Genomic DNA, 22,987 nt, shown 5'->3' with positions numbered 1-22,987 from the left:
GCAATCCATTATCCAAATATCACAGGAATATCTGGGTAATGTGGAATATTAGGATAATCCAAATTTGGAAGTGTCGCGCTTCCTATTAATGGCTCTGCATTATTTGGTATTAAATCTTTGCGCAAATAAGATACTTCAAGCAAGGAAGAAAAAAGTAGATTTTGAGCAAACAAAAGCCCCCCATTATGATTAAAATGTGTATGAATAGGGCAATAGTATTCATTTAATTTTGCCAATACAGCTAAACGTCTTTGCGTCAATGCTTCATCATCTGGGTTACAATTATGAAATTCAAAAAGTATTTGAGGGAAATATTTTGCAAGAAGGCTTATATCAATGTTTTCAAGTAGTTCCCATTCAGCATCTTCAATATCACATTGCAATATATTATGTGCTCTTTCATCAAATTTATTTTCATTAATAATTTGTATAAGCGTAGTGGTATTGTGAGATTCCACAGCGCCTACGAATTTCTTAAAAAATTTTATCCTTGGATGATTGGGATAAGGAGAAGATTTTATACTCGCATCATATTCAAGTACTTCATAACCCATATCTGCCATTTCTAAATCAAAGGGAGAATAATCAGATACGCCTAATGAAACACATTTTGGGAGAGAATCGCTTTTAATGGGGGGGGGGGCATAATAAACAATATCCACCATCGGCAGTTCCACCTATACGCACAAATTTAAAAGAATGGTGGCGGAATGGTCTTACAAGGGAAAGATATTTTAAAGCATTGTCTGTATTGTGTATCATTTTTGGAGTAATAAAAGCCCTTGAGAGCTCTAGCACTACATCTAAATTATTTCTATGTGCTGCCATTTGAGCAGAAAGTAAAGTGCTCAAAGAGCTAAAATTTCTATCTTGGGCATTGAGTTTGTCATAAACTTTCTTAAGTTTTTTGGGCATCATAACAGCATATTCAAAGTAGCGAAGAAATTTCATTTTGACTCCTTTTTGTAAAACCCGCATAATAACATAAATTGATAAATATCAATTTAAAAATAGCTCCTTGCACCTTTATAGGCTTTAGTCCAATAAGTAGAATCTAAACGCGCCTTACTCACTACTTTTCCTTTACTCGGAGCGTGGATAAACTCATCATTGCCGATATAAATACCCACGTGATTCACCCTCTTACCCCTATTGGTAATGAAAAATACCAAATCGCCTTTTTTGAGTTTGCTCTTGCTGATAGAATCTCCCTCATTATATTGTTCATACGATGAACGAGGGAGTGAAATACCATTGAGACGATATACAGAATGTGTTAGCCCACTGCAGTCAAAACCAGATTCTGAAGTGCCGCCCCATTTATATGGCACACCAAGATACTGATGAGCACTCTCTACAATATCATCTCTTATATTCTTTGATTTTTTATATTTTGTATCATTTTTGTGTGCATATTTTTGAGGAGAGAGGACAAAAAACTCGCCTATAAGCCCTTGTTCTTTATATATTTGTGCCTGTGTTTTTGCGTGATCAAAATTTTTGTAATTCCCAAAGCGCACTTTATACATATTATCTTCTTTGAACAAAAATGCATCAAGTCCTTTCTGATTAAGAGAATCTACTAATTGTCCAGCATTCTCTACATTACTAAAGCTTCCTACCTGCACATTATATACAAGAGGTTTTTGCACTCCCAAAGACGCACAAGCTTGTATAAAAATTGCCATAACTAGCCATAATAAATACATCAATATATAATTTTTCATCTTTATCCTTGTGTTTGAATATACAATTAAAATATTGGTGGAGACAAGAATCGCAATCCTAAAGATACCCAGCTCTCTCTCCCTGAAAAGGCATTACCATAAGTGCCATCAAGTTGAATTCTATCTTGGATAAGCCAGATTCTAAGCCCCAACTGGTATTTGAGTGTATCAAACCGCTCATAAAAAAATTCCCCAAGAATCCATAGTCTTTGGCTCACTTCCTGCTCTAATCCTAAGCCAACATTATAAATTTGTCTATCTCCATTATCACGCTTAAGCTTGTAGCCAATATTGGAATGCAAAAGCAAAGTATTATCAAAAAAAGCTGCACTTATAGGAGCATATATATAATATTCATTTCTGTATTTAGAACGTTTAAAATTATAAACATTGCCTAATGCCAAACCAAAACTATATCCATCAGATTCTACATCTTTGAAAATCTTTTTTACTCCTGTTACAAGCTGTCTTCCGCCAAATCTTTCATCAGCTAACCCCTGCTGAATGGGCGCATTACTCATCATTCCACCCAAACTTATTTCCATATCAAGAAACAAATTACAACCGGGCACTATCCAATATTCAGCTATATCGCCATTATATAATCCCCAAGTTTCAAGTTGGCAGGAGTGTCTATCTACCACGCGTGCATCATCATTAATCATAGGGCGCGCACCATACATCGTGATACTTGATATAAGCAAAATAAAACAGATTCTAAATAATGACTTTTTCAAAAATTCTCCCCAAACCAGCTTGCCACATCACTTCGTATAGTTTGATGTAAGTGAATCCCGGCGATAAAATCATCTCTAAGTGCCTTAGTGAGCAAGCTTAATGCACCATTACGAAACTTGCTCAAATATGGGTGGTCAATCTGCGCCCAATCTCCCAAAAATACAATCTTACTCCCCTCACCTATACGCGTGCCAATAAGTTTAATCGTAGCATTTGAAGCATTTTGCACTTCATCAAAAATAACAAATTTATTACCAATACTAATCCCTCGTGCGTGAGCAATATCCACTATTTCAATTTTATGCTTTTGGAGGAAATATTCAGTTGCATCTTGCTTTTGTATGCCATTAACCTCGCCACGATATTCAATGCGTTTGGCAAGTGAGCTTTCTTGAAGTTTATCAATAGTAAAATTTATAGCACCATAAAGCGGATACATAAAATATCCCAATTTTTGATTCTCATCTCCCTTACGATAACCAAGCTCCGCTTCTTTATCATTTGCAGTAATTGTATTACGCATATAGATAATACCATCAACTACACCATTTTTGACAAGAGTAATACCTGCTTGAAGTGCTATAAGCGTTTTACCACTTCCTGTTGAACCTGTGGCAATAGTGAGATTATTTTGTGCGTGTGTGAGGAGTGCATAAAACATTTTTTGCTCTAAGTTAATAGGCATAATATAAGGTTGGTGATTTTTAAGAATCTCATCAAGATTGAGTTCCTCAAATGCCTCACCTATCTTAAGTCCAAAGATTCTCTTACCTGTTTTATACAATGAATTATCTGTATTATCCATTTCATCAATTTGGATAAGACTCCATTGTGTAAGATTCTGAAATTTTGTATTATCTTTTAAATGCTCCAAAGGCGTATCTTTATGCACCTCAAAAGATGTCCAAAAATCAATATCACTTGGATTCTCAACCCTATCACGAAAAAGTGATTGGGCACAAACACCTTGTGCTTGAGCGCGCACTTTGAGCGAAATATCATTGCTTAAAAGCACGAGTTTATAATCTCGCGCAATTTCAATGAGTTTAGAATCATTATAACTATGCTCTTGTGGTAAAAGTTTATATTTTGGACGATAAATAAGTGTAAAAGGAATAGCAAAATTCTCATATTTAAAAAGGAGAGTTTGAATAAAGTCATTGTTATCTTTAGCAATGCGCATTAGCACTTCATTGCTTGAGCTATTCTGTGCAATCTTTTCATTCTCTACACTTTCACTATTAATGCAGCGAAAAAACTCACGTGCAAAGAAACCTGTTTCATTTTGTAAATCTTTCTTTTTATCAAGCTCTTCAATAACAACATCAGATATAAAAAGCTCATTTTGTGCGTTTTGCCACAAAAAGATAATATTTTGTGTATCATCAAGAATAATAGAGGTATCAAGTAAGTAACATTTAGTAATCAATTAACTCCCTTTGGTTAGAATACTTGATTGTATCAAAAGATACATTAAATAAATAAAAAGGACTAAAATGGAAGTAAAATTTAAAGGCACTCCAGCGCAATTAAGTGCAAATACAATTAAAGTTGGCGATAACGCTCCTCAAGTCAAACTTACTGCAAAAGACCTATCACAGGTGCAAATAGGTGGGGCAAGCGGAAAGTATCAAATCATTAATGTCGTGCCAAGCCTTGATACAGGTGTATGTGCAACACAAACAAGACGTTTCAATCAAGAAGCCGCTACATTGCAAAATGCAAATGTATATGTGGTTTCAATGGATTTACCTTTTGCACAAGGGAGATTTTGTAGCACCGAAAGTATAGAGAATCTCTCTACTTTGAGTGATTTTGTAACAAAAGATTTTGGCAAGGCTTATGGCTTACTCTTACAATCTTCTCCGCTTGTGGGGCTACTTACGCGTGCAGTGCTTATAATTGACCCTCAAGGAAAAGTGATTTATACAGAGATTTGTGAGGAAATCACGCAAGAACCAAATTATGAAAAAGCTCTAGCAGCAATAAAATAGACGCAAAATGGAAAGTCTTACGCTCACAGAAATTGGCAAGATTTTGGATTTAGGTGTCCTGTATCTTGCTACTAAGGGCACTTGTGGGAATCCACGAGTGCGTCCGATAATCTCCCATATTCTCCATAATGGTAAGATTTATTTTGGGACTTCTAAAAACAAAAATCTTTGCAAACATATTGAGCAACACGCAGGAGTAGAAATATGTATCAGCACAGCGGATATTCTTTCATTGCGCATTAGAGGCGAGGCACGTATTGTTAATCATCTTGATGCAAAAGAAGCATTAATGGCAAAATACGAGCGAGTAGCCCAAATCTTTGATAATAATCCTGCCCACCCTCATTTTGCAATTTTTTATCTTGAAAACATAAGTGCGCGACTACAAGATTTTAGTGGCAACACTCTCCTTTATAGAGATTAGAAAATTCCACCATTGACATTATCAACAAATTTCATCTTATTCAGCACAGAATCTATCAATCCTTGCATTTCTTTGCTGTGATTATCATTTGCGGCAATTTTATCAAATTCATCAAAGCTTACTTTTGATGAATGATTTTTTAAATACTCCATTGCTACTCTTTCATTGCTATTAATCAAACCTTCTTTTTTGAGCGTATCGGAGAGATTCTCAAATGAAGTTTTATCTCTAAAACCTCCCTCAAGCTCTCCGCCAATCTCACGAGCTTTTTTAAGCTCTTGGGAAGGAGAGAATCTATCTTCTATGCGTCTAGAAATATCTGCAGATTGCAAAGATTGTATGCTTTTATCTTTATTATGCACACTATCTACGCCATTAAGCTTTTGTTCGCTTTCCTTACTTTCATTTGCATTTCTTGGCTGATTTTCTACATTATAAATATTAGCAAGCATACCTTGCACACCACCATTGTGGTTAATTTTTGTAATATCCATATTGAATCCTCCATCAAGGTTACAACATCAAAGCAAACTCTATTCCTAAAAATCCCAACCTTTGTCCGCCTTATCCTCTTTTTTCGTAACTTTTTCTTTATTTCTTTCTTTGGAATCTTCTGCTGAAGAGCTGCTATCGGCGAAAGATTCTAAAAGCAATGTATAAGCTCTATCAATCTCCTTAATCTGTATAAGCGAAGTATTATGAAAGCTTTTATTGATATTTTTATTGTCAAAAATATTTTGTTTGGCACTTTTGATAAGCTCATTATATTTGCGTGCTAAACTTTCCTTTGTTATATCTTCATCTTTTATATCAAAAATTTCTTTTGCCCTTTCTTTATTCATTGATATTTCTTTAGCATACTCTTGCTCAAATTGCTCAAAAAGAGTATTAAAATCCTCATTGGAGATTTCAAACAATGCCGCAATATCAATAATGCAATCACGCTCACTTTCTGCAAGCGAACCATCAGCATAAGCGATGACAAATAAAAACTCTACAACTTTTAAACGTTTTTTATACTCACCTTTTGTAAGCATTACATATTCATCACACAACTCTTCAAGGGTAATATTTGAAGATTTTTGTTCTATGAGTATATCTTTGAGCTCTTCCTTGCTCATTTTTGGATTCTTTGCCTCTTGCGCCATATCTGTAAGCATTTCATCAACAAGCTGTTCTTCAAGTGGGCACATTTTCTCATCACTCCACACTACGCGTCCTAAAATCGCAGCTAACACACCAAATTCGCTTGATTTTACTTTGTCAATTTGTGTCATTTCTTGATAAGGATTTTTAAAATCTATCGGCGTATTGTCTATGCGACTTGTATTAAATTGTGGATTCTGATGAAGAGGGTTTTTAAGGTATTCTTGTAAAGTATTGTAAAGAAAATACACTACCACGCCAGCGATAAGTAATAACACGATTTCCATTGTGAATCTGTCCCTTTTTATTGATTTAAACACTATTGTAGCAAAAATTTAATTTAACGTTTATTAATTCGTTGTTCAAAATCCTTTTTAAGCTTTTCTTCTTGCTCAAGCGCATTCTTTTTAAGACGCTTTAATTCCTCTAAGCGCTCATTTTCAAGCGCAATTTTACGCTCTCTACTATCACGTATTCTTTGCATATATTCCTCTCGCCTCTTAGGGTCTTGATAGCGAATAGGCTTCATAAATAACACACCTAAAATGACAAAGAAAAATATCAATGCCATTGCCGAATCTCCTCCGCCAAAATGATACCAAGTTGAACCAACAATCGCCGCAAGAAGAAATTTAAGAAATATTTGCATTTATATCAACTCCACCTTTTGTTTATGATATGCAAAGCCAAGCTTAGTTTTATCCTTTTCACCAAATGCTAAAAGCAAAATTTGAGGCAAAAAGAGAATGGGTAAGGCGATATTATCACGATTATATGCTTTACAAAGCTGCGCACGCTGTGCATCAAGCATATTAAATTGACTAAGTGAATGACTCAAAATAAAATCTATGCCCAAATCTGCTAAATCAAAAAAAAGCTTCGCGCCATTATAAAATGCACTCTGTGGATTGACATTGAGCAAATGTGCATAATATTGATAAGAAATGGGTGTGTCAATACATTTTAAATCAATTTGCTCATAAATTCTATGATTGGTGCTTTTGGACAAATGTGCTTGATATGCGCCACGAAGTATTACAGATGAAAATGTCGTAAATTTTTTACAAATTAACGCATTCACATCGCACCCATTAAGCAAATCAGGCAAATAACTCATTTGCACTTTACTATCATAAAGTAAATTGAACTTATGAAGATATTCTGTCTCAATTTGACGCATAAGTTTCAAATCAGATTCTATGATTGTTTTAACATATAGAGCGTTTGCGTAAGCATCTTCTTCTAAAAATACAAGCGTAGCATTTTGGGCATTTGCAAGAGCAAGATTATAGGCAACATTGCGTATCAAATCATCTTTTTGCACTAATCGTGCCCAATATCCCCCACAATCAGCCAATGACACTGGAGGAGTGAGCACTTCTAGTTTAAGTTGTGCAAAAAGCTCCTTAACGCTACAAAGTAATGCCTGTGCATTTTCATATTTATCATAAATAATATATTTCATTACTCCACCTCTATCTTTTATTTTTGAACTTTAAGTGTGTATAGATGCTTCCATTGTTGAGATTCTGAAGAAAATACAATATCTCTCATAAACTCCCATATCTCCTCATCAATCGCATTGGCACGTGGATATACCATATCTGCAAGACTCACAAAATTCAATATGCCACTTTGCGTATCAAGAATCCATTCGCGAATGGCTTTGATTCTATCTGGGTGGCGAGAGAGAATCCATTTAAGATACAGGAAAAAGCCATCGCCTAAATATATGTCATTTTTCATAGGGGTAATCAAATTAAGAGCAAGATATTTTTCAAACTCTTCTCTCTCTTCCACACTCAAAAAATCTGCCCATACGAAAAATGATTCGTATCGTTTCCATAACATTTGCCTATCAAAAAGCAAGTCTTTAGAAGCATAATAAGTGCTAAGAGGTTCAATCTGCCATTGCTCACCAAATTGTTGTATAAGCTCAATAATATCAATGTCTTCAAAAACTGCTATGCCATTAATACGCAACGCCAAAGCATTTGTATCGCAGCCATAGCCCTCTATTTCGCTTTTAAGAAAGTGGAGTATATCTTTAAGTGTTTGGTTTTGATTAAAGCGAAATACAAATTTTTTATAATAAGGCAAATAATCTACACCTGCCTCAAAAGTAAAAGCTTCAAGATGCACTTTGTCCATAGCACCCCCTTTTTCTAAAGTTTTTAAAATGTGGGTTAGCAATCTTAACATATTTCATTTATACTCTCCCTTAAAAGGTTAATTATTTTTTAAAAAATCTGCTATTTTGCAAGCTAGAAGCAAATGCAAGACTTGATTGTTCTAAGCCTTCTTGCTGCACAAAAGTAATTTGTTCTATCTCTTCTGGAGAAAGATTATAAAAGCAAGGGTGGCTTACATTGGTAAATAATGGAATCTCACGTAATAAATCGTTATCGTGAAGTAATATTTGCACAATGCCCCCATAAGGAATACTTACCAAGCTTCCAATATTTTCGTTACCAAAACCTGCCTCAAAAGTAATATCTTCATTCCTTAGCTCAATGCTCTCAAAGGTATAGCCAGCAAGCACAAAAAGTGTAATGTCATTAAAGGTGCTACTAATCTCATCTGGTAGCGATGGTGAAAAACTTATGCGCTTTATATCGCATAAAAGATTAAAATTTATGCCCTCTTGCACAAGAAACATTAAAGTGTCTTTAGCATAAGTATCCACGATTAATTTAAAATGTGGGTGAAAGAGAATTTTGTGCATTAACCAACTCCTTAAACTCATCAAGCATTTTTTGCACTTCAGCCATACCTATAAGCCAAAATTTATCACTCTCAAGGTTAAAGCCAAATGAAGCAATTAAATCTTTAGGACTTTTGCTTCCACCAAGGGAAAGAAAATCTGTATATTTTTGAATAAATTTTGCCCTCATACGAGGTGTTTTTTGAGATTTATACAAACCAAAAAGCGCTAATACAAGTAATTGTCCATAACTATAAGCATAACAATAAAAGGGTGAATGCACAAAATGAGGAATATAACACCACCAAGAATCATAATTTTTGGTTAATTTCAGGCTGTCTCCAAACATACGTTCATTTTCTTCACGCCATATTTTATCAAATACTTCAGGTTTAAGCTCTTCGGTTTGAGCGTGGATTCTGCGTTCAAAATGCGTCATTACAATCTGACGAAAAAGCGTAGAAAAAATATCCTCTAACTTTCCTGCATATAAGCTTATAAGCTCTTGTTTATTTAATGTTGTTTTAAGCATATCAAAAAGTAACATTTCGGCAAACACAGATGCAGTCTCTGCTGTTGTAAGTGGCGTATCCATATTAAGATAACCTTGCGTTTTGGAAAGCTCCTGATGTATCATATGTCCAAATTCGTGCGCAATCGTAAAGGCATCACGGCGTGAATTTGTATAATTAAGCAATACATAAGGGTGCGCACTCGGCACACTTCCGTGACTAAAAGCTCCACCGCGTTTATTAGGTGTAGGGTGAGAATCTACCCACCCTTTTTTCAATGCCTTTAAAGCAATATCCTTAAATTCCTTGCTAAAATCCCCAAATGCTTTCAAAACAAGCTTAATAGCTTCATCATAAGATATTTCAGATGTATGGGTATCAAGAGGTGCATAACGATCATAATCTTGCAGCTCACTTATGCCAAGCAAAGAGGCTTTGATACGATAATACTCGCCTACGATACCATAATGCGCACTCACAATATCAATGAGCTTATCTACGCTCTTTTGCGTTGCACCATTATGAATATGGCGAAAAGATTCGGGTAATTTATAACCACGCAATATTGTTGTAATACTCAAGTCTTTACGCACCATATTAAAGATATAGCTTAAAAGATGACGGGACCTTTTGAGTTTTTTACTAAAAACCTTTTGAGCATCTTTGCGCACACTACGTTTTGAGTGATGAAGCAAACTCAAAATCTCCTCTTCACTCAATTTTTGCGATTTTTTACCTTTGGAGGATTTCTTATTCTCTTTTTTAACTGGCACAAAACGAAGCTGTGCTAAATGTTCGTCAAAAAGCCTTGAAAATGCACCTACACCCACAGGCGAAGTTGCTAAAAGCACTTTTTCCTCCGCTAAAGAAAGCTGGTAAGCATCTTGTTCAATGAGTTTTTCTAAAAAATATGCATATCGCGGTGTATGTTGGACTATTTCCTCTCTTTGTGATGCAGGAATCTTACAAAATTCAATTTCAAAAAAAAGCACAAGATTCTGTATTTGTGTCGTTTGCATTTCATACTTAGCGTATAAATCGCCTTGTGTGGTATCTTTGGCAAAGTGCAAAAAAACATAAGTCATTATGCGTCCAAGCCCTTCAAGAATCTGCTCATACTCTTGGATAAGAGATTCAAATTCATTTGGCTTAACACATTGAAGTTGTCCCTCATAGTTTTTTGCAAATTTCTTAGCACGGCGCGTATGACTTGACATAAATCGCTCAAGTTGCTCCCTTGTCCTAAAAAGTGCGTTTAAATCCCATTGGCTAGATTCTAGAACTCCTCTCATAGAGCGATTCTTTGTATTTTTGGTTTTTTTCACTTGGGTTTTTCCATTCATATCTTTTCCTCCTGAATGAGCGTAAGGGCTTTAAGAAAGCTTATGCCATCTATTTGCATACCTGAAGTCATATTTTTAAGCGTAAGTGTCTTTGTGCCAAACTCACTCTCACCAATGACAATGACAAACTCATATCCTTTTAAATGAGCATAAGTAAATTGTTTTTTGAGTTTAGAAATCTCTGGATATACCTCAATGGGTATTTCACTACAACGAAAAGATTCTGCAAGTAAATGCGCATATCCAAAATAAGCACTATCCATACACACAATAAGCACACGAGCAGATGTCGCTCTCTTTTGCAGCAAATCAAGCTCCTCAAGAGCTGCCAAAAGTCTATCTATACCGATACTCGCACCCACACCACTCATTTTTTCCTTAGAAAAAGTGCGTGTAAGGTTATCATATCTTCCTCCGGAACATACACTTCCGATGCTTTTTAAAGCATTCAAAGTAGTTTCATATACAATACCCGTATAATAGCCCAACCCACGAGCGATTGAAAAATTTATACGATAAGTATCTCTATCCATTTGTAAAGATGAAAGCACCTTATACAGGGCTTTTAAATCCTTAATACCTTTTTGGATAGAATCATTCCATTCCTCCATAAACGAAATTTGCTTAAAAAATATTTCACTATCGCCTTGCTGCTTGATTGAAGTATATTCTAAGAGATTCTCTACTTGAGTGGAATTTAAATGTAATTCTTTTTGCAATTCTACGCTCACATTATCTTTGCCAATTTTATCAAGCTTATCAATAATACGCAAAGCTATATTGACATCATTTTCTTGTGTAATGCCACAATACTCACAAATACCATTTAAAATACCGCGATGATTAAGCCAAATGGTAAATTCTTCAATACCAAGCGCCATAAGTGAAGCATAAATCACTTGTAAAATTTCTGCATCACACGAAATACTATCACTGCCGATAAAGTCAAAATCACATTGTGTAAATTCTCTATACCTTCCTCTTTGCGCTCTTTCTCCACGAAATACATTTCCAATTGCATATCGCTTAAAAGGTAAGCCTATATCATTTTTATACTGCGATACAAATCGCGCTAAAGGCACGGTTAAATCAAATCTCAATGCTACATCGCGTCCCCCGTGGTCCTTAAAACGATAGAGCTCTTTTTGTATTTCATCACTACCCTGCTTAATAAGCACATCGGCATATTCTAAATGTGGCGTTTCAATAGGTACGAAACCAAAATTCATAAATACATTACTGACCTTGTTGAGTAAATGTGCTTTTGCAAGCGCCTCTTTTGGCAACCTATCTTTAAAACCACTTAATGCGCGGGGAGTAACCAACGCCATCTGAAAACCTCCTTAAAATCTCACAAACTGAATATATTGATTTTATCTTAAAAATGTTTTATTTCGGCTATATTATGAAGTAATTTGGCAAATTTTTCACACTTTATAGTTAAATTTTAGCTTTTTAGGCTTACAATATCGGTTTGATTGCATTCTACACAGGAGAATTATTGTGTTATCATTGAGCCCCACAAATATTGCTACTCAAGAAATCAAAAAGATTCTATTGCGATTACCAAATTGGCTAGGCGATAGTGTGATGATTTCTCCTGCATTTGAATGGCTCAAATGCAGTTTTGATAAAGCAGATTTTACCCTTGTAGGAAGTAAAGCAAGTTGTGGTATTTATGAGCGCGACACGCGCGTAAAACATATTTTTATTGATGAGAGCAAAAAAGCGCCTTCTCGTATTCTTGCTACAAAAAAACTTGCCAAGCAAATAGGAACGCACGATATAGCCATAACTTTTAGTAATACTTTTTTTTCAGCACTTTTACTTTATTTGAGCAAAAGTGCTGTGCGCATAGGCTATGCAAAAAATGCACGAGGTTTCCTGCTCACACACGCTTTTCCCTTAGAAAAATATGATTCCCAAGGACAAAAATATCATCAAGTGCTTTTATATCTCCTACTGATTGCACCACTTGCACAAGTGCAAAAACAAGCTATTGCATATTATACAAAAGTATTTACTGCACATACAGAATCCTCACATTTAACACACAATGAGCATTTCGCGCCAAAAGATATACTCTCTATCCTTTCTACGCAGCCACTCACACTCATATCTCAAGTTAAAAAATCTCCTCAATCTCATACCTATGCAATAGGGATTAATCCGGGTGCAGCTTTTGGGAGTGCTAAACGTTGGGAACAAGCATATTTTATCACTATAATAGAGCATTTTCTTACTCAAGGCTATGAAGTCTATCTTTTTGGTTCAAGCGCAGAATCAGACGCAAATATATCCATTGCAAATGCTCTTACTTCACATTCTCAAATGCAGCACTTTCATAATCTCACAGATAAAACAAATTTAAGTGAGCTCATTGATTATATCGCCATAATGGATATTTTTATTACCAATGATAGCGGACCTATGCACATTGCCGCTGCTTTAAAAGTGCCTATGATAGCAATTTTTGGACCAACAGACATCAACGAAACTGCACCATACATACCTAGTGTGCCTTGCGTGAGTAAAGATTGTGTATCTTTTTGTAAAAACCAACACATACAATCTCTTTATACCCTTATTTGCAAATCCCTCCCTTGTGCGCCTTGCAAAAAACGCGAATGCCCTTTAAAACATCATCATTGTATGAAATTTATCACCCCAACAGAAGTGATTGCCCACACGCAAAATCTCCTAACACTCCATTACAAAAGGCTCAATAATGATACTTGATTCTTGCACTCCTTTGCAACATTACAAAATTTTAAGCAATACGATTACACCGCGTCCTATTGCTTGGATAAGCAGTATTTTCCCAAATGGTGGGGTTAATCTTGCGCCTTTTAGTTTTTTTGCTCCATTAAGCGTCAATCCACCTATTTTTTCAATCTGTATGATGCAAAAAAGCGATGGTTTAGACAAGGATAGCTTTAAAAATATCCATAATACACGCAAAGCCACAATTAGTATGTGTGATGTTGCCCATATTCAAGCCTTACAAGAGAGTAGCACAGAGCTTGAGTATGGCGTAAGCGAAGCAAATGAGTTTCATATACCGCTTGAACTTTTACAATCTGGTTATCCACCTGCACCTCAAGGTGTGAAAGTCGCCTTTATGTGTGACTTATATGATGTGCTTGAAATCGGCGAAGATAAAAGTGTGCTTTTAGAAGTCAAATTTTTCTACATAGATGATAGTATTTATAGTGAAGATTTGCACTTTTTGCCGCATTTTGTTGGGCGAGTAGGACGCATATATAAATCTTTAGGTGCAGAAATTATGCTTAATGCCCAAAATAAACCCAAAAAAGCCCCTCATAATACCCAAGAATCTCCCAAAATCAATCAAGGCAAACAAGATGAGTGATACTCCGCTTTTTTCTATTATCGTGCCAATTTTTAATGTGCAATCCTATCTCAAAGAATGTCTAGATTCACTTTTGGGGCAAACTTATGCGCATTTTGAGCTTATACTCATTAATGATGGCAGCACAGATACAAGCGGAGAGATAGCTCAAACCTACACAGATTCTTATCCTTGTATCACTCTTCTTACCCAAGAAAATGCAGGGCAAAGCATAGCGCGAAATAAAGGTTTGGAATCTGCTAGAGGACAATACATTGTTTTTGTGGATTCTGATGATAGATTAGATTCTAAAGCTTTAGAATATTATGCAAAATGTTTTACAAATGATCCTACACTAGATATTATCTACACAGAGTTTAATCTTATTAGTGATGAGGGAGAGGCACTTGGACATCAAAAATTTTGGTTTGATATGGTGGCTTTAGCAGGACAAACAAAAAGCGGCGATGAGCTTCTAGCAACGCTTTATAAACAAAAGGCTGTGCTTTTTACTTATACTTGGCAAGGAGCGATTGCAAGAGAGTTTTTAGAGCAGCATAATATAAGGTTTTGCGAGGGTATTTATTTTGAGGATATTCTTTTTGGATTGGAATGCTTTAGCCACGCCAAAAAGGTATTTTTAAGCCCAAAACGATTCTATGACTACCGACAATCTTTGCTTTCAACTACAAGGGGGGGGGGGATAATATGAAAAAAGCTCTTAAAAGTGCAAAAAGTTATACCATTACTGCTCATCGCATTATTCCCTTGAGTGCAAAACTTAAAAATGATGTAAGTAGCGACACTTATGCCTTTTATTATCGCTGTATTCGCACCTTACTTAAACGCACAATGAGGATTTTAAATACTCTCCCTTGGAGTGAGCAAAAAGCTGTCATTGTGCAAAGCTGCAAGTCGCTTTATCCTTATGCACCCTATCGCACAAAATTTTCAATGAATTTCCCTCATTTGAGTGCTTCTCTTACAAAAGCACTCTCTTATTTTAAACACAAAAAGGAATAATATGCCTCTTTCTTTGCTGCAAGAACTCATCAAGCGCCCAAGTATCACCCCACAAGAATGCGGTATTTATGAGCTTATCCTTGATAAACTCAAACCCATTACCCAAAAAGAGCATATTGATACACTCATCATTGAGCAAGAAAAAGAGGGAGTAAAGAATCTCTTTTATCTCATTGCGCCCAAAAATACAGATAAAGCGACATTGCAGCATTTATGTTTTGCTGGGCATATTGATGTTGTGCCAACCGGTGAAGGTTGGGACTTTGAGCCCTTTTGTGGCACACAAGATGAACATTATATCTATGGACGAGGCACACAAGATATGAAAGGAGGTGTGAGTGCTTTTATATGCGCCATTTGTAATGTTTTTGATTCTATAAACACTGCTGCACTGCCTCTTATGATTTCAATTCTCCTTACAAGTGATGAAGAAGGTGAGGGAACTTATGGCACACAATTTATGCTTGAAGAGCTTAAAAAGCGTGATTTGCTCCCTCATAGCTGCATTGTTGCAGAGCCTACAAGCATACATCGCACAGGTGATATGCTTAAAATTGGCAGACGCGGCTCAATCAACGGCACACTCATTATTGAAGGCAAACAAGGACACGTTGCCTACCCACAAAAATGTATCAATCCCATAGAATTATTAGGAAGTAAGCTTGGCGATTTAGCAGGTATAGAGCTAGATAGTGGAGATTCTCATTTTGCACCAAGCAAACTCGTAATAACTGATATTCGCAGTGGTATGGAAGTAGTCAATGTAACACCACAGAATCTTAAAATAATGTTTAATGTGCGCAACTCTCCCTTAAGCAATGCAGATTCTATCCGCTCCTATATCGCTTCAATTCTTGGCTCACTGCCCTATAAGCTCACGCTTAAAACTAATTCGCTCCCTTTCATCACATCGCAAAAAAGTGAGATTGTCAAATCACTTTGTGTCATAATTGAACGCACTCTTAGTATCACGCCAGAGTTAAGCACAAGTGGAGGGACAAGTGATGCGAGATTCTTTGCACAATATGGCATAGATGTTGTAGAAATAGGTGTGCCTAATGATAGAATCCACGCCATAAATGAACGCGTATCAATAAATGATATTCTTGCACTGCACGATACTTTTGTAGAATTTTTGCAACTCTTTATAAACAATGCTACAATTAAGGAATCTCAAACAAACTTGAAAGGGTAAATATGGCAATTATTGGCAAACTCACACAATTAGATTGGTTTTTTAAAGCCTATCCTGCACTTAAAGACGCACAAGAATATATGCTTAATGCCCTCAATCCCGCACACGATATACATAAAAGAATATCCTCTCTTATGATTCCCACACTTAAAGAGCGTTGTGAGATAAGCTACTCACTTACACAAGGAGTGCGTGCTATTGAGCAAACTTATCATCTTAAATCAGCGCATAATGCGTTTTTTGAAACTCATCGTGCGTTTATTGATTTTCAACTCGTAGTAGAGGGGTATGAATATATGCTCATTGGCGATAAAAGCACATTTGATGTGCAAATACCTTATGATGAAAGCAAGGATTTAATCGTCTATGACAACATCTTAAAAGATTCCCATAGAGAATCTAGCACTTTAAAATATACTTTGCCCATTAATGAATCTCTCAATACACCCTATCGCACGAGTTTGCTTTTAAGTAGCGGGGATTTGGCGATTTTTTTTCCTGATGATACTCACGCCGGAGGCTTAGAACTCACACCTAATGCACCTATTCCCTCTACTCATAGTGTTAAAAAAAGCGTATTAAAAGTGCCTGTGGCATTGCTAGATTTATAGTTTTCGTTGATTTGTGCAAAGAATTCTTCTTCATTTAATGTAGCAACATTTAAAGATTGTGCCTTCTCTAGTTTGCTCCCTGCATTTTCGCCATAAATAACAAAATCTGTTTTTTTGCTCACACTTGAACTTATTTTCGCACCCTTAGATTCTAAAAGTGCAATGATTTTATCTCTTGGTTGGCTTAGAGTGCCTGTAAGCACGATAGTTTTATTAAAAAAAACATTATTACTATCAATTTCCAATAACTCTACTTTAGGTTTAATAATAGAGAGTAGCTCGGCGATAAGCATTTTATTAGCGTGATTAAATTCTACAAGCGAATATGCCATTTCTTCGCCAAATCCATCAATACTCAATATTTCAGAAAGTTCAAGTCTAAACACATCTAATCCAAATTTTTGAGCAAGTTTTTTACTTGCACCCTCGCCAATATGCTCAATACCAAGCGCATTAATAAAGCGCCATAATTCTACACCTATGGTATTTTGTATAGCACAGATAAGATTATTTGCCCTCTTTTCTTGCCACCCCTCAAGTGTGAGCAATTGTTCTGCGCTCAAAGCATAAATATCCTTAATATTCCTTACAAACGCATTTTCATAAAGTTGTATCACTATCTTTTCGCCCAAACCATCAATATTAAGAGCCTTTTTTGAGGCAAAGTGGATAATGGATTCTATCACGCGTGCCTCACAGCTTAGATTCTGACATTTGATAAAAATATCTTCAAGCAAGAGTTCTTCTCCACATACAGGACAATGCGTAGGTTTAGAAATAACTTTTTGTGTGCCATCACGCAAAGCCACAAGTGGTTTGATGATTTTAGGAATCACATCTCCGCTGCGAATAATAATCACTTCATCGCCCAAACGAATGTCTTTACGCTCAATTTCGCTAAAGTTGTGCAAAGTCGCGCGTGAAATCATCGCCCCCTCTATCTCCACAGGCTTAAGCTCTGCCACAGGTGTGATAATACCTGTACGCCCTACTTGTAAGCTCACAGATAGAATCTTAGAACTTTTCTCCACTGCTGGAAACTTATACGCACAAGCAAAACGAGGTGATTTAATCGTCCAGCCAAGCTGCTCTTGGAAAACAATTTTATCAAGCATAATCACCATACCATCAAGCATTATGGGATAATTATTGCGTTGAGAAAAAATTATCCCATAGGCATTTTGTATAGATTCTATATTCTGACAATAGCTTAAAAAAGGCACAGGAGCAAAACCAAGCTGTGTGATTGTCTGAAAAGCCTCATAAAAACTCTCAAACTTACTTAACCCTGCCCCAATGCCCCAAGGCATAAAGCGAAGTTTGCGCTTAGCAGTGATTTTTGCATCAAGCTGTCTCAAACTCCCTGCTGCTGCATTACGAGGATTCGCAAAAAGGCTTAGATTTTCGCTCAAACGCTCTTGATTGATATGTTCAAAATCCTCTTTGGCGATAACTACTTCGCCTCGTATTTCAATTTCCTCTTTATAATCAATTTCAAGAGGAATGCTCTGAATCGTCCTTGCATTATGCGTTACAAGCTCTCCTACAATGCCATCTCCTCGTGTCGTAGCACTTACTAACTTGCCTTGTTGATAAAGGAGATTGAGACTTGCGCCATCAAATTTAGGCGAGCAGGTAAAGGTAGCTTGAGGGTGGCTCTTATAGATTCTTTGCACCCATTCTACTAATTCATCATAATTAAAAACATCTTCTAAGCTCCACATACGCTCCAAATGCGTATTTTTACTAAAAGATTCTAAAGGCACATCACCTACGCGTTGTGTTGGCGAACTTGTATCAATAAGATGAGGATTTGCTTCTTCAAAACGCACTATCTGATGATAAAGAGTATCATACTGCTCATCAGTTGCAATAGGCTCATCAAGCACATAATAGTGATATGCCATCTTTTTAAGAATCTGCACTTGGGTATGATATTCCTGACTTGTCATAGCGATTTACCTTTAAAATTTGAGGTTTGAGTGCTTATATTATGTATTTTATGATAAAATCATACCATTATTTAAACGATATTTCTGTATTTCTTCTTATTTTGGAGGCAGACTTTGACACAAAAACAATCTTTGATTGATAAAACAACTTCTTTACATCTTAACAATGAAGTGCAATTTTTATGCTTTACACTTGAAGAGCAAAGCGATGGTTCAAATCAACTTTATGCAATGAATGTATTTAAAATACGTGAAATTATATACTATAATGATGACCTTACCGAAACTGCAGGGGATAATAGTGGTATTGTATTAGGGTATCTCACAGTGCGCAATGAGACAATTCCTCTCGTAGATATGCGGCGTTGGCTTTATTATAGTAAAGAATATCCTAATCGGGATTTACGCGAATATTCACTCAATACAGATAAGAATCTTGTGATTATATGTAGCTTTTCTAACAACACGGTTGGACTTAAAATTATGGGTGTAAAGCGCATTATCCATAAAAATTGGAATGATGTAAGCGTTGGACCAGAATATGGTGTAGATGGCGAGTCAAAAATTACTGCTACGACAAAATATGATGATGGTTCAGTCATTCAGATTCTTGATGTAGAGCGTATGCTTACAGAGGCTTTTCCTAGTGGAAATGCTGCAAACGAGCTTGAACTCAATGATTTAAAAAATATTCAAAGCGATAAAATTGTGCTTTTGGCTGAAGATTCTAAACCAGCAGCTAAATCATTGCAACAAATCATAGAAAAACTCGGACTAAACTATTTTACTTTTCCTAATGGCAAGGCTTTACTTGATTATCTCCACAATCCGGGTGTAGCTGCAAATATCGGTGTGATTATTACAGATTTAGAAATGCCTATTATTTCAGGCTTTGAAGTGCTTAAGCGCATTAAAGAAACGCCTGCGACTTGTCATATTCCTGTTATTATCAACTCATCAATGAGTAGCGATAGTAATCATCAAATGGCAGAACGACTTAAGGCTGATGGTTTTATTAGCAAATCAAATCCTGTTGAAATTGAACAATCTTTGCGCCAGATTCTTGAAGGAATGAATCTCTAATCCTCTAATGGATATATTTTTTACTTTACTCTAAAAGGTTAGCAATGTTAAGAACTCATTTATGCGCAGAATTAGGAGAGGAACATATTGGCACAGAAGTACAAGTTTGCGGTTGGTGCAATACTTATCGCGACCACGGAGGTGTGGTTTTTATTGATTTACGTGATAAAAGCGGTATTGTACAACTTGTATGCGACCCAAGTACTCAAGCCCATACAATAGCATCAAGTGTACGTGATGAATATGTATTAATTGCGCGTGGAAAAGTACGCGCTCGTGGTGCGGGATTAGAGAATCCAAAACTTAAAACAGGTATGATAGAAATTGTGCTTAGCTCACTTGTCATTGAAAATAAATCGCCCACGCCTCCCATTGCCATTGGCGATGAAAGTGTGAATGAAGAGTTGCGACTTAAATATCGTTATTTGGATTTGCGCTCTCCTAAAGCATATAATATCTTTAAAATCCGCTCTGATGTAGCCATTGCTACGCGCAATAGTTTGCAAAAAATGGGCTTTTTAGAAGTGGAAACGCCAATCCTCACTAAAGCCACGCCAGAGGGAGCAAGAGATTATCTTGTGCCCTCACGCGTTCATCAAGGTGAGTTTTATGCCCTGCCTCAAAGCCCACAGCTTTTTAAACAGCTTCTTATGATAAGTGGATTTGATAAATATTTTCAAATCGCAAAATGCTTTCGTGATGAAGATTTGCGTGCTGATAGGCAGCCAGAATTTACGCAAATTGACATTGAAATGAGCTTTTGTGAGCAAGAGGATATTATTAGTGTGGCGGAGAATTTGCTTAAAGATATTTTTAATGCGTGTGGCACAGAGATTCAAATACCTTTTATGCGTCTGCCTTACGCGGAGGCAATGGAATCTTATGGGAGTGATAAGCCCGATTTACGCTTTGGTATGCCGCTTGTGGAAGTGGGGGATTTGTTTGTGGATTCAAGCAATGAGATTTTTAAAAACATCGCACAAGATTCTAAAAACAATCGTATCAAAGCACTATGTGTCAGAGGTGGTGATACATTTTTTTCACGCAAAAGCTTAGGTGAAGCAGAGGATTTTGTGCGTAAATTTGGTGCAAAAGGACTTGCATACATTCAGGTAAAAGAAAACGAGCTCAAAGGTCCTTTAGTGAAATTCATCTCACAATCTGCACTCAACGAGCTCATATCGCGTGTAAATGCACAAATAGGTGATATTATTTTCTTTGGCGCAGGTGCAAAAAAGATAGTATGGGATTATATGGGGAGATTGCGCCTTAAAGTCGCCGAGGATATGGGACTTATAAATGAAAATGAATACAAATTCCTATGGGTAGTTGATTTTCCTATGTTTGAAAAAGATGAGGGCAAGACAAAGGCTCTACACCATCCTTTCACAATGCCCAATGATTTAGACAAAGAAGATATTGAGGAGATTACCTCTGTGGCGTATGATGTGGTGCTTAATGGCATTGAGCTTGGCGGTGGAAGCATTAGAATCCATAAAGATTCTATTCAAAAGCGCGTATTTGAGCTACTTGGCATTAGCACAGAAGAAGCGGTGGATAAATTTGGCTTTTTGCTTGAGGCATTAAGCTATGGTGCGCCTCCACACGGAGGGATTGCTATTGGATTTGATAGATTGATTATGCTTTTGAGTAAATCTCAAAGTATTCGTGATGTCATCGCCTTTCCCAAAACGCAAAAAGCCACTTGTCCGCTCACTCTTGCTCCAAGTCAAGTGAATGATGAGCAGCTTAAAGAACTTCATATCCGCATAAAAAATGAACCAAAATAAGGGGTTAAGTGAAGCAGAACCAAGCTCCAATGATACAAAGAGCGAGAACATCGGGCGCAAATTCTTCTTTGCTCTTTTTATCTTTATTTTCTATATTGGGGCGTGTATCCTCTTCGTGCTTGTCTATCGCCGCTTTATAGCCCACATACCTATTGACCATCATAGCTTTATTAAGTTAGTAGGCAGAGCGATAGTGCTAAGCAAGTATCTTATAGCTGTCAATCTGCCTGTGCTGTTTCTTTTTATTCCCAAAATGCAAAGAGAGCATATCGTATTTGGAGCGTGTCTTGCTATCGTTATAGCCTTTGTCCTTACAGGATTACCCGCCACACTTGCATTGAGTATGCAGATTGTTATGATTCCGTGGTTTGTAATATGGCAAAGTTTTGCTATTGTTAGTAGCACACTTGCAGAGTTTTTTAAGCACACGCCTCATCTTAAGGCTACACTTGTGTTTTTTACCACAATAAAAATTATCATAGGTTTTTGCCTTGGGACACTCTTTTTTGTCCTATGTATCATCTTGCAAATCTATAATTTTGAAAAATATGATTTTAGCGGAAAAAATTGGAATATTCCTTTTGAAAAAAGAGCTTTATTTTCAGATATTGGCTTTTAGAATCTTTGGTGCAGATTCTAATTTTGATTTTTGTAAATCTTATTCTTTTATTCTTGTTTTTGCAGGCAATGCGCTTTTTAAAAAAGCACAAAGCCTATGCCTCTTTAAAGATTCTATCTTAGAAGTTATAAATATAGCGCGCACCGACATTATATTTATATGCTACTATCAATTGCTCTAGGTAAAAATTATAAATATATTGCTCCTCAAAAGGCACACGAGCAGCGATTTCTACGCCGTGATGTTTAGCAAATACGCCTCTTAACCCCACATTGAGAGCAAAATCAAAACTTGTTTTGGTTGTTTTTATATTATCAGGAATATCATCAAATGCCTTTCCACCCCAAGTATTCGCACCTACCCCTATACCTACAAATATGCCAAGATTCGTAGGCTCACTTGTGATAAGGTTATAGAGTGCATCAAAATTTGCACTATAAGTCATCACATTAGCTTTTGTGCTTATTCCATCGGCTTTATGCTTCGCATCAGTATAGATAAAGCTCCCAAATAAGCGAAAACCTAAACTAGGTGTAAAGAAATGCTTATATCCAGCAATGACTTCATAGGCTATCCCTTTATCTTTAAAATCAATGCTCACATCAGTACCACTACTACCAGAATGAGAATGTATATTAGCCATACCATACCCCGCACCTACACCTGCAAACAACCCACTCTCTTCGGTTAAAGCTGTAGAACTTGTCGCACTTACTAAAGCCACAGCGAGAGCCGAACTTACAATTACTTTTTTGATTATTTTCATTGAAACCA

The 22,987-nt window shown here is 36.4% G+C and carries 26 protein-coding genes; 11 read left to right on the top strand and 15 right to left on the bottom strand.

Annotated elements, in window-relative coordinates:
* Positions 1–8 precede the first annotated feature (8 nt).
* The 5 genes from OQH61_RS02575 to OQH61_RS02555 are packed head-to-tail and all read right to left on the bottom strand — an operon-like array spanning position 9 to position 3,894.
* On the bottom strand, positions 9–665 hold the full coding sequence (locus OQH61_RS02575; RefSeq protein WP_266025693.1) for a hypothetical protein: 657 nt from the start codon (positions 663–665) through the stop codon (positions 9–11).
* On the bottom strand, positions 628–951 hold the full coding sequence (locus tag OQH61_RS02570) for a hypothetical protein (protein ID WP_266025691.1): 324 nt from the start codon (positions 949–951) through the stop codon (positions 628–630). Before OQH61_RS02570 ends, OQH61_RS02575 begins: the two co-directional genes overlap by 38 nt.
* A gap of 53 nt (positions 952–1,004) precedes the next feature.
* A complete protein-coding gene (locus tag OQH61_RS02565; protein ID WP_266025690.1) occupies positions 1,005–1,727 on the bottom strand; it encodes an NlpC/P60 family protein in 723 nt (240 codons plus the stop codon).
* Positions 1,728–1,753: 26 nt separating this feature from the next.
* A complete protein-coding gene (locus OQH61_RS02560) occupies positions 1,754–2,464 on the bottom strand; it encodes a hypothetical protein (RefSeq protein ID WP_266025689.1) in 711 nt (236 codons plus the stop codon).
* Complete coding sequence (locus OQH61_RS02555) at positions 2,461–3,894, bottom strand: PhoH family protein (protein ID WP_266025688.1); 1,434 nt, start codon at positions 3,892–3,894, stop codon at positions 2,461–2,463. The genes OQH61_RS02560 and OQH61_RS02555 overlap by 4 nt, the downstream gene beginning before the upstream one ends.
* A 67-nt stretch (positions 3,895–3,961) precedes the next feature.
* On the opposite strand from OQH61_RS02555, the gene tpx reads away from it, so the two are divergent.
* Together tpx and OQH61_RS02545 are read left to right on the top strand one after the other, a co-directional pair.
* Entirely contained in the window at positions 3,962–4,459 is a 498-nt protein-coding gene (gene tpx, locus OQH61_RS02550) for a thiol peroxidase (RefSeq protein WP_266025686.1), read from the top strand.
* 7 nt (positions 4,460–4,466) lie between these two features.
* Entirely contained in the window at positions 4,467–4,883 is a 417-nt protein-coding gene (locus tag OQH61_RS02545; protein ID WP_266025685.1) for a hypothetical protein, read from the top strand.
* On the opposite strand, the gene OQH61_RS02540 is transcribed toward OQH61_RS02545, so the two are convergent.
* The 8 genes from OQH61_RS02540 to hisS all read right to left on the bottom strand — a co-directional run bounded on the left by OQH61_RS02540 (position 4,880) and on the right by hisS (position 11,913).
* Positions 4,880–5,377 carry a hypothetical protein gene (locus OQH61_RS02540; protein WP_266025684.1) on the bottom strand — a complete coding sequence of 166 codons (498 nt, stop codon included), beginning with the start codon at positions 5,375–5,377 and terminating at the stop codon, positions 4,880–4,882. The genes OQH61_RS02545 and OQH61_RS02540 overlap by 4 nt on opposite strands.
* 45 nt (positions 5,378–5,422) lie before the next feature.
* Positions 5,423–6,316: a TerB family tellurite resistance protein gene (locus OQH61_RS02535; protein ID WP_266025683.1), complete on the bottom strand. Its 894-nt coding sequence runs from the start codon at positions 6,314–6,316 to the stop codon at positions 5,423–5,425.
* A 53-nt stretch (positions 6,317–6,369) separates the two neighbouring features.
* A complete protein-coding gene (locus OQH61_RS02530) occupies positions 6,370–6,678 on the bottom strand; it encodes a hypothetical protein (protein ID WP_266025682.1) in 309 nt (102 codons plus the stop codon).
* Positions 6,679–7,494 (bottom strand): hypothetical protein, encoded by an 816-nt coding sequence (locus OQH61_RS02525; protein ID WP_266025681.1) that lies wholly within the window; start codon positions 7,492–7,494, stop codon positions 6,679–6,681.
* A gap of 17 nt (positions 7,495–7,511) precedes the next feature.
* Positions 7,512–8,180: a DUF5644 domain-containing protein gene (locus OQH61_RS02520; protein WP_266025680.1), complete on the bottom strand. Its 669-nt coding sequence runs from the start codon at positions 8,178–8,180 to the stop codon at positions 7,512–7,514.
* Positions 8,181–8,262: 82 nt separating this feature from the next.
* Positions 8,263–8,754 (bottom strand): hypothetical protein, encoded by a 492-nt coding sequence (locus OQH61_RS02515; protein WP_266025679.1) that lies wholly within the window; start codon positions 8,752–8,754, stop codon positions 8,263–8,265.
* A complete protein-coding gene (locus OQH61_RS02510) occupies positions 8,723–10,537 on the bottom strand; it encodes a M3 family oligoendopeptidase (protein WP_266025897.1) in 1,815 nt (604 codons plus the stop codon). The genes OQH61_RS02515 and OQH61_RS02510 overlap by 32 nt, the downstream gene beginning before the upstream one ends.
* A 47-nt stretch (positions 10,538–10,584) precedes the next feature.
* Positions 10,585–11,913: a histidine--tRNA ligase gene (gene hisS, locus OQH61_RS02505; RefSeq protein WP_266025896.1), complete on the bottom strand. Its 1,329-nt coding sequence runs from the start codon at positions 11,911–11,913 to the stop codon at positions 10,585–10,587.
* A gap of 178 nt (positions 11,914–12,091) precedes the next feature.
* Here hisS and waaF point away from each other — a divergent pair, with 178 nt between their 5' ends.
* The 6 genes from waaF to OQH61_RS02475 are packed head-to-tail and all read left to right on the top strand — an operon-like array spanning position 12,092 to position 16,769.
* Complete coding sequence (gene waaF, locus OQH61_RS02500; RefSeq protein WP_266025678.1) at positions 12,092–13,327, top strand: lipopolysaccharide heptosyltransferase II; 1,236 nt, start codon at positions 12,092–12,094, stop codon at positions 13,325–13,327.
* Positions 13,317–13,961, top strand: a complete 645-nt coding sequence (locus OQH61_RS02495; RefSeq protein ID WP_266025677.1) for a flavin reductase family protein — start codon at positions 13,317–13,319, stop codon at positions 13,959–13,961. The genes waaF and OQH61_RS02495 overlap by 11 nt, the downstream gene beginning before the upstream one ends.
* Positions 13,954–14,652 carry a glycosyltransferase gene (locus tag OQH61_RS02490; RefSeq protein WP_266025676.1) on the top strand — a complete coding sequence of 233 codons (699 nt, stop codon included), beginning with the start codon at positions 13,954–13,956 and terminating at the stop codon, positions 14,650–14,652. The genes OQH61_RS02495 and OQH61_RS02490 overlap by 8 nt, the downstream gene beginning before the upstream one ends.
* Positions 14,649–14,963, top strand: a complete 315-nt coding sequence (locus tag OQH61_RS02485; RefSeq protein ID WP_266025675.1) for a hypothetical protein — start codon at positions 14,649–14,651, stop codon at positions 14,961–14,963. The genes OQH61_RS02490 and OQH61_RS02485 overlap by 4 nt, the downstream gene beginning before the upstream one ends.
* A 1-nt stretch (position 14,964) precedes the next feature.
* A complete protein-coding gene (dapE, locus tag OQH61_RS02480; RefSeq protein WP_266025674.1) occupies positions 14,965–16,158 on the top strand; it encodes a succinyl-diaminopimelate desuccinylase in 1,194 nt (397 codons plus the stop codon).
* Between the two features lie 2 nt (positions 16,159–16,160).
* Positions 16,161–16,769, top strand: a complete 609-nt coding sequence (locus OQH61_RS02475; RefSeq protein ID WP_266025673.1) for a YhcH/YjgK/YiaL family protein — start codon at positions 16,161–16,163, stop codon at positions 16,767–16,769.
* Here OQH61_RS02475 and ligA read toward each other — a convergent pair.
* Positions 16,715–18,727, bottom strand: coding sequence for an NAD-dependent DNA ligase LigA (gene ligA, locus OQH61_RS02470; RefSeq protein ID WP_266025895.1), 2,013 nt, complete (start codon positions 18,725–18,727; stop codon positions 16,715–16,717). The genes OQH61_RS02475 and ligA overlap by 55 nt on opposite strands.
* A 108-nt stretch (positions 18,728–18,835) precedes the next feature.
* Between ligA and OQH61_RS02465 the strand changes: the two genes are divergently transcribed.
* Genes OQH61_RS02465 through OQH61_RS02455 form a run of 3 tightly spaced genes read left to right on the top strand, consistent with a single transcriptional unit; the run spans position 18,836 to position 22,213 of the window.
* Complete coding sequence (locus OQH61_RS02465) at positions 18,836–19,804, top strand: chemotaxis protein (protein ID WP_266025672.1); 969 nt, start codon at positions 18,836–18,838, stop codon at positions 19,802–19,804.
* Between the two features lie 44 nt (positions 19,805–19,848).
* The gene (gene aspS, locus OQH61_RS02460; protein WP_266025671.1) at positions 19,849–21,594 is read left to right on the top strand and encodes an aspartate--tRNA ligase; all 1,746 of its coding nucleotides are present in this window, start codon (positions 19,849–19,851) and stop codon (positions 21,592–21,594) included.
* Positions 21,581–22,213, top strand: coding sequence for a hypothetical protein (locus OQH61_RS02455; RefSeq protein WP_266025670.1), 633 nt, complete (start codon positions 21,581–21,583; stop codon positions 22,211–22,213). The genes aspS and OQH61_RS02455 overlap by 14 nt, the downstream gene beginning before the upstream one ends.
* A gap of 118 nt (positions 22,214–22,331) precedes the next feature.
* Here OQH61_RS02455 and OQH61_RS02450 read toward each other — a convergent pair whose 3' ends face one another.
* Positions 22,332–22,979, bottom strand: coding sequence for an outer membrane protein (locus tag OQH61_RS02450; protein WP_266025669.1), 648 nt, complete (start codon positions 22,977–22,979; stop codon positions 22,332–22,334).
* Positions 22,980–22,987 lie beyond the last annotated feature (8 nt).

Source organism: Helicobacter sp. MIT 21-1697, assembly GCF_026241255.1.
Classification (GTDB): Bacteria; Campylobacterota; Campylobacteria; order Campylobacterales; family Helicobacteraceae; genus Helicobacter_C.
The sequence above is the reverse complement of the archived record's forward strand: the minus strand, read 5'-3'. Positions and strand labels throughout refer to the sequence as shown.